This window comes from Bradyrhizobium sp. 137, from assembly GCF_023074095.1.
Lineage (GTDB): Bacteria > Pseudomonadota > Alphaproteobacteria > Rhizobiales > Xanthobacteraceae > Bradyrhizobium.
In genome coordinates this window covers 12,438-24,671 of sequence record NZ_JADPKU010000067.1, presented here as the reverse complement: position 1 = coordinate 24,671, position 12,234 = coordinate 12,438, and the positions used below count along the sequence as shown (strand labels likewise).

Below are 12,234 nucleotides of genomic sequence, written 5' to 3'. Positions count from 1 at the left end.
GCTCAGGCGGCAGCCGCCGTTCCAAGCGCCGGAACGCCCTCGGGCGCCGGGATGGGCATGCCGCCCATGACGTCGGCGGCTTCGAGATCGTAGAGCTCGCGCGCCACGTGATCGGTCAGCGCGGCCGGCGCGCCATCGAACACCACGCGGCCCTGCGCCATGCCGATCAGGCGGTCGCAATAGCTGCGCGCCAGATCGAGCGAATGCAGATTGCAGAGCACGGTGATGCCGAAATGCTTGTTGATGCGCAGCAGCGCATCCATCACGATTTTGGTGTTGCGCGGATCGAGCGAGGCAATCGGTTCGTCGGCGAGGATGATGTCGGGCTGCTGGACCAGGGCGCGGGCAATCGCCACGCGCTGCTGCTGTCCGCCGGAGAGCTGGTCGGCGCGCTGGGCGGCGAGCGCGGCGATGTCGAACTGCTCCAGCGCGGACATCGCCAGCGCCTTGTCCTGCTCGGGCCAGAGCTGCGACAGCGAGCGCCAGGCGGGCATCGTTGCGAGGCGCCCCATCAGGACGTTGGTGAGGACATCGAGCCGGCCGACCAGGTTGAACTGCTGGAAGATCATCGCCGAGCGCGCCCGCCACTGCCGCAGCTCCTTGCCGCGCAGCGCGGTGACATCGATGCCGTCGAACAGGATGCGGCCCTCGGTCGGCGTCGCCAGGCGGTTGATGGTCCGCAGCAGGGTCGACTTGCCGGCGCCGGACCGTCCGATCACACCGACGAAGCCGCCCGGGGAAACTTGAAACGAAGCGTCGTCCACCGCGGCCTTTGCGCCGAAGCGACACGTCAGACCTTCCACGACCAGCATGCAGGGCTCCAGATTAATCGGACCCACCGCTAACGCCGGCGCTTAACACTTGTGTGACATCCGCGTTGCGGTGCGGCGATCCAACACACGTCATCCCCTGTCATCGCCACGTCATGACGTTGTCATCAAAGCATTGTCATCAATGCCGCTCCAAGAAAACGCCCCACCCTCGCGCTTCGGATGCAACATGGCCGCCAAAGCTCTTTCGATTCAGCCGACCATTGATCCCTCGGCCAAGCTGCACGAGGCCAGGCTCGGCGCCTACACCGAGGTCGGCGCGCGCACCGTACTGCATGAAGTGGCGATGGCCGATTACTCCTATGTCGTCAACGATGCCCAGATCACCTACACCATCATCGGAAAGTTCTGCTCGATCGCGGCAATGACGCGGATCAATCCCGGCAATCATCCGATGCATCGTGCGACCCAGGCGCATTTCACCTACCGTTCAAGCGCCTATTTCGAAGGCGAGAGCGACGACACCGAGTTCTTCGACTGGCGCCGCCAGCATCACATCCATGTCGGTCACGATGTCTGGATCGGCCACGGCGCGATCGTGCTGCCCGGCCGCAATATCGGCACCGGCGCGGTGATCGCGGCGGGCGCTATCGTCACCAAGGACGTGCCGGCCTACACCATCGTCGCCGGCAATCCGGCGCGCATCGTGCGGCGGCGGTTCTCGGAGCAGATCGCCGGCCGGCTCGCCAAGCTCGCCTGGTGGGACTGGGATCACGACAAATTGCGTGAAGCGCTGCCCGATTTCCGCAAGCTCGGGATTGAAGATTTCCTCGCGACATACGAAGCACGGGCGAGCTCTTCCACCGGTTCTCCTGCCAGCAAACGAAGCGCGGTCGCGTGACAGACATTTTCCTTGAAGGCGGCCGGGCCCTGATCGGCGCCGGGCTCGTCGAAACCTCACTTCTCGTGTCCGGAACGGACATTGCGTTGGTCGATGTCTCTCGCGCCCGCGCGCGGCTCGCGATCGATGCCCGCGGCCTGCTGGTGCTGCCAGGCATCGTCGATCTGCATGGCGATGCCTTCGAGCGCCAGATGATGCCGCGCGCCGGCGTCGATTTCCCGATCGACGTCGCGCTCGCCGACAGTGATCGTCAGGCGATCAGCAACGGCATCACCACGGTGTTCCACGCCACGACCTGTTCGTGGGAGCCTGGCCTGCGCAGCGCTGGCAACGCGCGCGGCCTGATGGAGGCGATCGAGCGGCAACGTCCGCAATTCGCCGCCGACACCCGCTTCCATCTGCGGCACGAGACCTACAATCTCGATGCCGAGACCGAGATCAGCCAATGGCTCGCGGAAGGCCGCGTCGACCTGTTCGCCTTCAACGACCACATGGACGGCACGGTTGCCGACATGGCCAAGCCGCGCAAGCGCAACCGCATGGTGGAGCGCACCGGCCTTTCGAGCGAGGAATTTGACCGGCTGGTCGAACGTGTGGTGGCGCGCGCCGCCGACGTTCCGGCGTCGCTCTCGCGGCTTGCGGCGGCGGCCCGCGCCGCCGGGGTGCGAATGCTCTCGCATGACGATGCGACGCCGGCGATGCGCCAGGAGTTTCGCAATCTCGGTGCGATGATCGCCGAGTTTCCGATCAACGAGGAGACGGCGCGGGCGGCAGCAAGCCACGGCGACGCCGTCGTCTATGGCGCCCCCAACGTCGTGCGCGGCGGCAGCCACACCGGCTGGACCAGGGCGTCGGACATGGTCGCCAAGGGTCTCTGCTCGGTGCTGGCCTCGGACTATTACTATCCGGCACAGCTGCTGGCCGCATTCCGGCTCGCGGCCGACCGCGTGCTGCCGCTGGAGCAGGCCTGGGATTTGGTCTCTGCCGGACCTGCGCGTGCAACCGGCCTTACCGATCGCGGCGCCATCGCGGAAGGGCGCCGCGCCGACATTCTTTTGGTCGACGACAGCGTGGAGTTGCGGCCGCGGCTAATCGCCGTGATATCAGGCGGCAAGCTGGTGCATCTCACCGATGCGACGCGGCTGCTCACAGCAGCAGCGGCGGCGCCGCGCGAGGCTGTCGTTGCGGCTTAAATTGGTTATGCTGAGGCGATGACAGGTTTTCCCCGCTGCGCGATCTATTTTGCGGCCGGCGCCCACAGCGCCCTCTCCCGCTTCGGCGCCGAGCTGCTCGGCTACGATGCCTACACCGGCGACGAAGTGCCGTTTCCGCGCGAGGCACTGGATGTCGCGCCGGACTGGCGCGATATCAGCGCCGATCCCCGCAAATACGGCTTTCACGCCACACTGAAGGCGCCGATGATGCTGGCGCCGGGCAAGAGCGAGGCCGAGCTCGCGGCGGCCTGCGCGGCATTTGCTGGTAAGGAGCGACCGATTCCGGCGATACGACCGGTCGTCGATTCCATAAGCGGCTTCATTGCCGTGATTGCGGCCGAGCCGGTCGATGCGCTCCAGCAGCTCGCCGCCGATTGCGTCAGCGAATTCGACTCGTTCCGCGCCCCTCTGAGCGCGGAAGATCGCGCGCGTCGCAAGCCCGAGAAACTGAGCGAGCGGCAGCGCGATTACCTCGACCGCTGGGGCTACCCTTACGTGATGGAAGAATTTCGCTTTCACATGACCCTGACAGGACGGCTGGACGCAGAGCGCCGCGCGCCGATTCTGGAGATGCTGCGGAGCAGGTTTGCAGCGCTAGGATCCAAGACGCTCGTGATCGACCGCATCGTACTGTTCAAACAGGACGACGCGAAGGCACGCTTCCGCATCGTCGGCGAGTGGGCTTTGACGCGCTAGGCTTCACCGCCAGCTCGATACATTGAAGGCGAGCGCCACGACGCCAACCACAATGAGACTGGTCGCCCAGATTGCATCCAGATTGAACCAGCTTCGCGAGACGAACCTCAATCCCAGATAACGATAGACAAGCCACGCCAGACATCCGCCCGCGCTGATCATGGCGGCAACGTGCACCACAGACACCAGCACCGTCATCCCGAGACTTGCCTTCACAAGACTTGCCTTCATCAGCGCGCCGGCGGCCTCATGGCCGGCATCGAGTTCGAAGGCCTGGCAGAGACCGAGATAGATCGGCACGAGCATCAAGGCGGCGCCGTGAGCAATGGCAACGGCAAACGACCAGAGCGCCAATTGCGTTGGCGGAATTCGTGCCAGCGTGCGCGGATGACGCCGCTCGATCAGCCGATAGACGCCGAAACCGATGACGAGAAGGCTCGCGACTAGCTGGATCGAACGCTGCCACTCGGCCAGCACGAGCAGCAGCGCGAATGGCAGCAGCACGAGAAGCGTTGCCAGGAGATGCCCGGCCGCCAGAGCCCACAACGCACGGAACAGCGCGCGCGGGCTCTTGTCCATGAGCCCGGCCGACACGGCGAGCGGCCATCCCATTCCCGGATTGACCCCGTGATAGAAGCCGCTCGCAACGAGAGCGAGCCAGAGCCAGCCAAGCCCCGGGCTCGCGTGTCCCCAATCTAGGCCGACGGGTAGCAAAAGGAGTCCGTCGAACAATCGCCGCCTTCCAGCCTGATCTGGTGCGCACGATATCCGTCGGGGAAGCTCACGAAATAGTCCTTGTCGAGTTCGAGACCGCCGTCGCGACCGACATTGGCCATGACCTCCACGCCCGGAACTCCGTCGGGATAGAACTGGTCATCCCAGGTGGAATACAGCGAATTGGTCCAGTACACGCGCCTGCCGTCGCGGCTGATCTCGACCATCTGCGGACCGGCAGCAAATGCCTTGCCGTTCGGATGAGGCGTGCGGCGCGCGATGCCACCGATGTGGACCGAGCCTGCATGCTTCGGCTTTCGCGGATCACTCACATCGTACTGGCGCATTTCACCCGTGCCCCAGCACGAGACATAGAGAAACCGATCATCCATCGAGAGGTCGATGTCGGTCACCAGCGGCGGCACGGCACCAAAGCCCTGGAGCAGCGGCGGGAGCTTCTCCTTTGCCGCGGGCTCGGGCTGGATTGTCGCCGTCTTCTCCACGTGGAATGTCCCGCCGTCGCGCCACCAGGTCCAGATCGATGCTTCGAGATTCGTGGTGTCGACCACGACGCCAACGAAGCCGTATTCGCGAACCGGATCGTGCGCGGGCCGCACCTCTAGCGCCATCTGATGATTGGCGCCGAGGTCGATGGTCTGGACGTTGCGACGGGCGCGAAGATCCCAGAAGTGGAGACGATGGCCATATTTATTCGCAAGCAGATCTTCCGGGACGATCCCGTTCTCGAACTGCGGCGGCAATGCCCATTCACTCGTCACCATGTAGTCGCGCGGCAGGTTCCACCAGAAATCATAGTGCAACGTCTGCGGACCGCGGTCGATCTCCCATCGTCCCAGGACCTCGAACGTCTCGCAATCCATGATGAAAACGCCTGGAGGACCGTTGGTGCCGTCTTGGCCGCCGCCGCCCAGCGTGCTCACATAGATGCCGTCCGGCCCGCAATGGATGGTATGCGGCCGCGAGTAACCGGTCTTTTTGAAGACTTCTTCCGGCTCGATGATCTTGTGGATCTTGGCTTTGGTCGGATCCGGCTTGGTATCGATGATGTAGATCCGCGACGAGCGCAGTCCGGGGATGATGAGATAGCGCCGCTCGATGAAGGCATGTCCGGCGAGCGGCGACAAGGCGGAGGAGCAGGCATTCCAGCCGAAGTGGTGAAACTCATCGCCCTTGTTGGGCATCGTCACGGTGTGGACGATTTGGCTGTAGGTCGGCGACCCCGGCTTGACGTCGATAACCGCGAGAGCATCAGGTTTTGAGAAATCTGGACTGAGCAGCAGCGTGTAGGCAAAGTTCTCCGCTGGTGCTTCCATCGCAAGCTTGGGCGATGCGTGAAAGGTGGGATCCGGCCTCATCGTCATGGCACTGCCTCCCTGTTCCGTCGGTTCACGCCAACCTGGCTCGAAATAGCGGCAAAAGAAGAGCTGTTACGTGATGTCCTGAGATTCTCCGCAGGCCTGGTTGGCGAACGTACAATATGTCATCGCCGGGCAGCGGGAAACCACCCGAACCGCGCCAATTCGACGCCTTCAGCCGAAATGGGCGGACCCCGTCGTTGCGAGCGAAGCGAAGCAATCCAGACTTTCTCCGCGGAAACGGTCCGGATTGTTTCGTCGCTTCGCTTCTCGCAACGACGGTGGAGAGCCCTACTTCCCCCACCGCAGCGCCAGCGCGTCGCGCTCCTTGGCTAGCTCCAGCAGCCCCGCGCGCGTCGCCGGATGCAGCGGCTGCAGCGGATGGCGCACCGTGTCCGACTTGATCACGGCACCGGCCTGCATCATGACCTTGCAGGCGATCAGGCCGCATTGGCGGTTCTCGTAATTGATCAGCGGCAGCCAGCGCTCGTAGGCCGCCTTGGCCTCCTCGCGCTTGCCGGCGAAATAGGGATCGATGATCTGGCGAATGCCGTCGGGATAACCGCCGCCGGTCATCGCCCCAGTGGCGCCGGCATCGAGATCGGCGAGCAGCGTGATCGCCTCCTCGCCGTCCCAGGGGCCCTCGATGTCCTTGCCACCCGCATCGATCAGGCTGCGCAGCTTTGCGGCAGCGCCGGGCACCTCGATCTTGAAATAGCGGATGTTGGAGAATTCGCGCGACAGCCGCGCGAGCAGCTCGACCGAGAGCGGCGTGCCGGCAACCGGCGCATCCTGAATCATGATGGGAATGGTGATCGCGCCCGAGAGCACCTTGAAGAATTCGACGATGCCCTTCTCGGGGACGCGGAAGGTCGCGCCGTGATAGGGCGGCATCACCATCACCATGGCCGCGCCGGCCGCCTCGGCCTGCCTGCTGCGCGCCGCGCAGACGGCCGAGCTGAAATGCGTGGTGGTGACGATCACAGGAACCCGTCCGGCGACATGCTCCAGCACCGTATGCATCACGGTTTCGCGCTCGGCATCGGTGAGCACGAACTGCTCGGAGAAATTGGCGAGGATGCACAGACCATGCGAGCCGGCGTCGATCATGAAATCGATGCAGCGGCGCTGGCCTTCGAGGTCGAGCTCGCCGCGCTCGTCGAAGATAGTGGGCGCGACCGGGAACACGCCGCGATAGGGGCGCTGGACCTTGTGTGGGGTGACCGGCATCGAACTCTCCATCCCTGATGTGTCTTACGTCTGGCGCCGCGCACACGCTGCGAGGCGGCACAGATGTACCCGCCGCGGCGACCTGCGGCAATGCCGAACGCGCGACGTTGGAATCAGGAATGAGGCGAAACTAGGCGGTCTTCACCGCTCCCAAAAAGCCCTCGACCGCGACGCGGAGACGATCGGAGTCGGCCGACATCTTCCTGACGGAGTGAGACAACACCGTGCCGGCATTGCCGGTCTCCTGGTTGAGCCTGGCGACGCTGCCGATGGTGTCGGTGACCTCGCGGGTGCCTTGTGCGGCCTGCTGGAAGTTGCGCGAGATCTCGGTGGTGGCCGCGCGCTGCTGCTCGACGGCGGCGGCAATCGCCGTCATCTTCTCGTCGATGCCGCTGATGGCGCCGCCGATGGACCGGATGGCAGCAACGGCTTGGCCGGTGGCGCCCTGGATTTCCTCGACCTGGCGCGAGATCTCTTCCGTCGCGGTCGCCGTCTGCGCCGCGAGGCTCTTGACCTCGCCGGCGACCACGGCAAAGCCGCGGCCGGCTTCGCCCGCGCGCGCGGCCTCGATCGTGGCGTTCAATGCCAAAAGGTTGGTCTGGCCGGCGATCGCGTTGATCATCTTGACGACCTCGCCGATGCGGCTCGCGGTCTGGTCGAGGATCTCCACCGTCGCGTTGGTCTGCGCGGCCTGCGACACGGCTTCGCGGGCCTCGCGGGCGCTGGCCTGCACCTGCGCGGAGATCTCGCCGACGGACGCGGAGAGCTCCTCGGTCGCCGCCGCAATGGTCTCGAGATTGTTGGTGGCCTGCTCGGCCGCGGAGGAGACCGCCGCGGTCTGGCTGCTCGATTGCGAGAACAGCGAGCGCACGCCGCTGGCGGTGTCATCGAGCTCCCGCGTCGAGGCCGCAACACTCTGGATGACGGCCTGCACGGTGTCGTCGAAGCTGCGGCAGGCGGAATCGACGGTGCCAGAGCGGGCGAGCTGGAATGCCTGCTGCGCTTCACGCTCCTGCCCCAGCCGTTCCGCGGTTGCCGCGCTCTCGCGCAGGCTTTCGAGTGCGGCGGCCATGGTGCCGAACTCGTCGGGATGCCGGGATTGCGGCACCGGCGTCGCATAGTCGCGCGCGCTGATGCGGGCGATGGCGTCGAGAAGGGCGCGCACCGGGCCCATGAGGCGGTTGCGCACCACGAACACGCCGGCCAGGGTCACGGCCAACGCGAGCAGAAATGCGAACGACTGCACGATGAGGTTGGTGAGGGCTTTATTCTGAACCGTCTCCGCGCGCGCGATCGACTGGTCGAGGGCCTTGTTCGCGACAGCGACGATGGACGCGAACGGCGACTGGCACAACGCGTTCCATTCCGAAGCGGGCATCGCGGGGCGGCCGCTGCCGTCGAAGTTCTTGGTCAGCTCGCCGATCTGCTTAAGAACTCCATCGGTCTTGGCTCGTGCCTCCTTGGCCGCATTGGCGAGGTCCGCCGTCACGTCGGGCGCAGCCAGCAGCTCCTCCATGCCGGTCCAGCCGGCGGTGACGATGCCATTCCAGCTGGCCACGGTCTGCTTCTGGGTCTCATCGAGCGGCTTGGAGCTGTTGACGTTCGGGCGCAAGGTCGAGCACTGGATGCCATAGCGGTCGCGCACCTGCCAGGCGAGGCGGCGAGCCTGGATCATGCGGGCGATGAAAGGATCGTTCATCCAGGCGCGGTTCGACACCGCCGTGGACGCGAGATTGGCGGTCTCGATCACCTTCGTGACGGAATCGTACCAGGCGGCGGTGCGCTCCACCTTGCGCTCGCCGCGCGGCAGCCTGGCCTCCTCGTAGAACAGCTGGAATTTCGGCGGGGCCTCGCTCCAGCGCTGCTTCAACGTGTTTGCGAGCTCGTCGCGCCGGGCGAATTCCACGGTGGAGAGGGCGGCGATGATGGTATCAAAGCCGGCCTGCTCTGCCTTTTCGGCGGCGCTGAGCTTGGCACGCGGATCGTCCTCGCCGAGCAGCGCGCTCTGGGCATCGCCGCGATTGTTGCGCAAGGACAGCACGCCCTGGAAGATCGCCTTGTCCGCGTTCGCAAGCCGTTCGGTCTCCAGACTGTCACTGTAGCGGCCGAAGGCCCCGAACATCTGGATTGCCGTGCTGGCCAGCGCGCCGGCGGCCAGCAGGGCCATCAAAGTCAGGAGAAGCGAGCTTACCGATTTCTTAAACATTGCCATGGTCGGGGGCCTAGTCTTCACGAGCAGCCACCTTGCACCCCGACATGCCAAGGTTTGGTTAAGACTTTAATCGAATACCTGGGTTGTACTCGCTGCGACTCCGGCAGGCCGCGTTCCCTCACGCAACCCTGGTGAAATCCGGCGGTCGGCGCTCGGCAAAGGCAGTGAACGCCTCGCGCGCTTCGGCGGTGCGCAGGCGCTGCGTGAACTGCTCGCCCTCCGCGTTCATCTGCGCAACCAGCGCCTCGCCATTGCGCATCAGCTTCTTGGTGGCGATGAGCGCACCAGCCGGCTGGCGGGCCAGGCGCTGCGCGAGCGCAAGCGCCTCGGCATCGAGCGTGTCGAGCGGCACCACCCGGTTGGCGAGGCCCCATTCCAGCGCGGCCTGCGCCGGGACGGTCTCGCCAAGTGCGAACATCTCATAAGCTCGGGCGTAGCCGATCCGCGCCGGCATCAACAGGCTGGAGGCCGCTTCCGGCACCAGCGCGAGACTGACGAAGGGCGTCGACAATTGCGCATTGTCGGCGAGCACGACGAGATCGCAATGCAGCAGCATGGTGGTGCCGACGCCGACAGCGCGGCCCTGCACCGCCGCAACCAGGGGCCGGGTGCAACGTGCCAGCGATTGAATGAACCGCACGACGTTGCGGCTGCCTTCCGACTTGCCCGCTGCAACCGCGGCAAATTCGCCGACGTCGTTGCCGGCAGTGAACATGTCGCCCTCGCCGCGGATCAGGATCACGCGAGCGGACGGATCGAACTCGGCGGATTCGATACTGTCGGCGAGCTTGCCGTACATCGCGTCCGTCAGCGCGTTCTTCTTGTCGGGGCGCGCCAGCGTGAGGGTAAGAATTCCGCTGTTGTTCTCGATCCGGACGTACTCGGTCATTCGTCTGCTCCTCTTGGAAACTTGTCCTGAATGCTCATCAGCCAGCGTGCGACGATGTCGATCTCCGCAGCCGTAAATCCTTCCGTCAGCGCCGCATTGACCTCCGCCGCGCTGGCCTTCGCCTGCGCCAGCGCGCTGCGCCCCTTCGGCGTCAGCCAGATCCGCCAGGCGCGTCCGTCCTCGCGATCGGCCCGCCGCTCGATCAGTTTGGCGGCCGCCGTGCGATCGACCAGGCCGGAAATGCCGGCCGGGCCAAGATCGAGCGCCGCGCCCGCCTCGCCGATCAGCACACCATCCTGCTTGCCGAGAATGAACAGCAGCCCGGCCTGCGCCGGCGTTACCTCGCTCTCGGGCCGAGCCGCCATGCAACGCTGCAACCGGCGTTGCGCGACGCTCAGCAGATAGATCAGCCGATGGTGTCTTGCGCCGGCTTCTTTATTTCGCATGCGAAATATCTAGCCAGGCGCGAGATGGTTGTCAAACGGGCCGTTTCACGGCGCGCAGGTGAAGCTCGACGCCTCGATCACCGGGCCGCTCTTGTAATGCGGCCAGGCCGGCCAGCGGCACAGCGGCAGCGCGCGCAGCGTCGCGAACGACGGCGCCTCGACCTTCTGCTCGGCGACTTCGAGATCGCCGGGTGCCTTGCCCTCCTCGACCCAGTCGACCAGCACGCTCAGCATATCGACATTGGCCGGCGCGCCGGAGCCGACATGGTCGACCCCGGGCGCGGTGTAGAGCCGCGCGAACTCCGCGGTCTCCGCCTTACCGAGCTTGCGCTCGACGCTGTCGAAATAGCGGATGCCGGCATAGGGGCTCTGCGCATAGTCGGCCATATGCTCGAGCATGATCAGCCGGCCGCCGCGGGCGCGGAAGCGGCTGAGATCGGGATCGGTCGAGTCCATCAGCGTGGAGACCTCGAGCAGCCGCGCCTTGTGCTCCTCCACCTTGTAGGTAGTGACGTCGAGCTTGGGATCGCGCGCGAATACATATTGGATGCCGCCGGCGCCGTAGATCCAGGCGATGCCGTTGTTGTGTGCAGGCGGCTGCGCGGGCGGCGCGGTGCCGAGCCACCATGCGACCCAGCCGCCGGTCGGGCCGATTGCCGGCGTGTCCTCGCCGGAGACGCCCCAGCCCGGATAATCGTCGAGACCATTGGCGAGCGCGAACGGGAATTTGTAGGTCGCGTGCAGCGTGTTGACGGCCTTGATCTGCGCGTCAGTGAGGCACTGATCGCCGCTCTGGCCCGCCGCGCAGCGCAGCGTCTCGACCTTGAACGCCGCCTTGCAGGAAACGGGATCCTGCACCAGCGCATCGTCGGAGCCGTCGGCCTTGTCGCAGGCCGCGCGCACGGCATCGCCGACGAGCTTGACCTGCGCCGGATTGATCCAGCCCTCGCCCATGGTCACGAGGCCCGAGCGGGTGCCGGCATACTGCAAGCCGACCCAGTTGATGACGGGGACGCGGGCGAAGATGCCGTCGAAATCGTCGGGATAACGCTGCGCCATGGTAAGGCCTTCGCGGCCGCCTTCGGACGAGCCCATGAAGTACATCTTGTCCGGCTTCCTGCCGTAGGCGCGCTGCATCAGCGCAACCGCAGCATCGCGCACCTTCTTGTAGGCGCGATGGGCGAAATTCTCGAACGCTTCGTCGTTGAGCGCGAACAGCTGCGGCGGCTCGCCCTGCTTGGTCTCGTGGCCGGAATCGGTGCCATAGGTGACGAAGCCGCGCGCGAGCGGTGACGGTTTGTCGAAGGGATAGGCCGGCGGCAGCGCAAGGCCGGTGATCAGCACGCCATTGAAACCGCCGCCACCATATTGCAGCGAGCGCCCGTTCCATTCGACCGGAAGGTTGACCTGGAATTTGATCCGCGGCGCCTTGGGGTCGGTGGGATCGATGTGGCCGAGCACCTTGCAGAAGCGCGGATTGGCCGGCGTGATGCGCCCCGACGGGGTCGGCCCGCGCTCGGCGACGACGAGCTGCGACGGCGCCAGCAATGTTGCGGAATCGATCTTCACCGCATCAATGCCGCCAACAAGACCGTTGCAGACCGTTTCGGCGTCGTCTGTCAGAGTCGCCGCCGAGGCGCTACCCGCCGTCAATGCAGCCGCCGTCCCTACGAGCAGCGCACAGAGCTTCACACGCATTTGCGCCATGGTTTCCCCTGTTTTCTGTTCTCGTTCGATCCGCCAGGAGGCGGCATTGAAGGCGACTTACCGCCGGCCGTCAATGATG

General features: G+C 65.4%; 11 protein-coding genes. 3 read left to right on the top strand and 8 right to left on the bottom strand.

The genetic code is table 11. From position 1 onward, the window contains the following. Nucleotides 1-2: 2 nt before the first annotated feature. Nucleotides 3-812, bottom strand: a complete 810-nt coding sequence (gene phnC / locus IVA78_RS21165; RefSeq protein ID WP_247467504.1) for a phosphonate ABC transporter ATP-binding protein — start codon at nt 810-812, stop codon at nt 3-5. 187 nt (nt 813-999) lie between these two features. Here phnC and IVA78_RS21160 point away from each other — a divergent pair, with 187 nt between their 5' ends. Genes IVA78_RS21160 through IVA78_RS21150 form a run of 3 tightly spaced genes read left to right on the top strand, consistent with a single transcriptional unit; the run spans nt 1,000 to nt 3,581 of the window. Further along, a complete protein-coding gene (locus IVA78_RS21160; protein WP_247467501.1) occupies nt 1,000-1,671 on the top strand; it encodes a chloramphenicol acetyltransferase in 672 nt (223 codons plus the stop codon). Continuing rightward, nucleotides 1,668-2,864: an alpha-D-ribose 1-methylphosphonate 5-triphosphate diphosphatase gene (locus IVA78_RS21155; RefSeq protein WP_247467498.1), complete on the top strand. Its 1,197-nt coding sequence runs from the start codon at nt 1,668-1,670 to the stop codon at nt 2,862-2,864. Before IVA78_RS21160 ends, IVA78_RS21155 begins: the two co-directional genes overlap by 4 nt. An 18-nt stretch (nt 2,865-2,882) precedes the next feature. Beyond that, nucleotides 2,883-3,581, top strand: coding sequence for a DUF1045 domain-containing protein (locus tag IVA78_RS21150; protein ID WP_247467496.1), 699 nt, complete (start codon nt 2,883-2,885; stop codon nt 3,579-3,581). A 3-nt stretch (nt 3,582-3,584) separates the two neighbouring features. On the opposite strand, the gene IVA78_RS21145 is transcribed toward IVA78_RS21150, so the two are convergent. The 7 genes from IVA78_RS21145 to IVA78_RS21115 all read right to left on the bottom strand — a co-directional run bounded on the left by IVA78_RS21145 (nt 3,585) and on the right by IVA78_RS21115 (nt 12,155). After that, nucleotides 3,585-4,193 (bottom strand): hypothetical protein, encoded by a 609-nt coding sequence (locus tag IVA78_RS21145; protein ID WP_247468054.1) that lies wholly within the window; start codon nt 4,191-4,193, stop codon nt 3,585-3,587. A gap of 83 nt (nt 4,194-4,276) precedes the next feature. Then, on the bottom strand, nt 4,277-5,677 hold the full coding sequence (locus tag IVA78_RS21140; protein WP_247467493.1) for a selenium-binding family protein: 1,401 nt from the start codon (nt 5,675-5,677) through the stop codon (nt 4,277-4,279). Nucleotides 5,678-5,962: 285 nt separating this feature from the next. Beyond that, nucleotides 5,963-6,901 carry a dihydrodipicolinate synthase family protein gene (locus IVA78_RS21135; RefSeq protein WP_247467490.1) on the bottom strand — a complete coding sequence of 313 codons (939 nt, stop codon included), beginning with the start codon at nt 6,899-6,901 and terminating at the stop codon, nt 5,963-5,965. Between the two features lie 130 nt (nt 6,902-7,031). Then, nucleotides 7,032-9,113, bottom strand: a complete 2,082-nt coding sequence (locus IVA78_RS21130; protein WP_247467487.1) for a methyl-accepting chemotaxis protein — start codon at nt 9,111-9,113, stop codon at nt 7,032-7,034. Between the two features lie 118 nt (nt 9,114-9,231). Further along, nucleotides 9,232-10,002, bottom strand: coding sequence for an enoyl-CoA hydratase (locus tag IVA78_RS21125; protein ID WP_247467484.1), 771 nt, complete (start codon nt 10,000-10,002; stop codon nt 9,232-9,234). Continuing rightward, nucleotides 9,999-10,448, bottom strand: coding sequence for a MarR family winged helix-turn-helix transcriptional regulator (locus IVA78_RS21120; protein WP_247467482.1), 450 nt, complete (start codon nt 10,446-10,448; stop codon nt 9,999-10,001). Before IVA78_RS21120 ends, IVA78_RS21125 begins: the two co-directional genes overlap by 4 nt. A gap of 45 nt (nt 10,449-10,493) precedes the next feature. Then, nucleotides 10,494-12,155 carry a tannase/feruloyl esterase family alpha/beta hydrolase gene (locus tag IVA78_RS21115; RefSeq protein WP_247467480.1) on the bottom strand — a complete coding sequence of 554 codons (1,662 nt, stop codon included), beginning with the start codon at nt 12,153-12,155 and terminating at the stop codon, nt 10,494-10,496. Between the last annotated feature and the right edge of the window lie 79 nt (nt 12,156-12,234).

Bases quoted from the DNA above. Each gene is read 5' to 3' on its own strand.
- phnC (WP_247467504.1), bottom strand. From the start codon at position 812: ATGCTGGTCGTGGAAGGTCTGACGTGTCGCTTCGGCGCAAAGGCCGCG.
- IVA78_RS21160 (WP_247467501.1), top strand. From the start codon at position 1,000: ATGGCCGCCAAAGCTCTTTCGATTCAGCCGACCATTGATCCCTCGGCC.
- IVA78_RS21150 (WP_247467496.1), top strand. From the start codon at position 2,883: ATGACAGGTTTTCCCCGCTGCGCGATCTATTTTGCGGCCGGCGCCCAC.
- IVA78_RS21145 (WP_247468054.1), bottom strand. From the start codon at position 4,193: ATGGGATGGCCGCTCGCCGTGTCGGCCGGGCTCATGGACAAGAGCCCG.
- IVA78_RS21140 (WP_247467493.1), bottom strand. From the start codon at position 5,677: ATGACGATGAGGCCGGATCCCACCTTTCACGCATCGCCCAAGCTTGCG.
- IVA78_RS21135 (WP_247467490.1), bottom strand. From the start codon at position 6,901: ATGCCGGTCACCCCACACAAGGTCCAGCGCCCCTATCGCGGCGTGTTC.
- IVA78_RS21130 (WP_247467487.1), bottom strand. From the start codon at position 9,113: ATGGCAATGTTTAAGAAATCGGTAAGCTCGCTTCTCCTGACTTTGATG.
- IVA78_RS21125 (WP_247467484.1), bottom strand. From the start codon at position 10,002: ATGACCGAGTACGTCCGGATCGAGAACAACAGCGGAATTCTTACCCTC.
- IVA78_RS21120 (WP_247467482.1), bottom strand. From the start codon at position 10,448: ATGCGAAATAAAGAAGCCGGCGCAAGACACCATCGGCTGATCTATCTG.
- IVA78_RS21115 (WP_247467480.1), bottom strand. From the start codon at position 12,155: ATGGCGCAAATGCGTGTGAAGCTCTGTGCGCTGCTCGTAGGGACGGCG.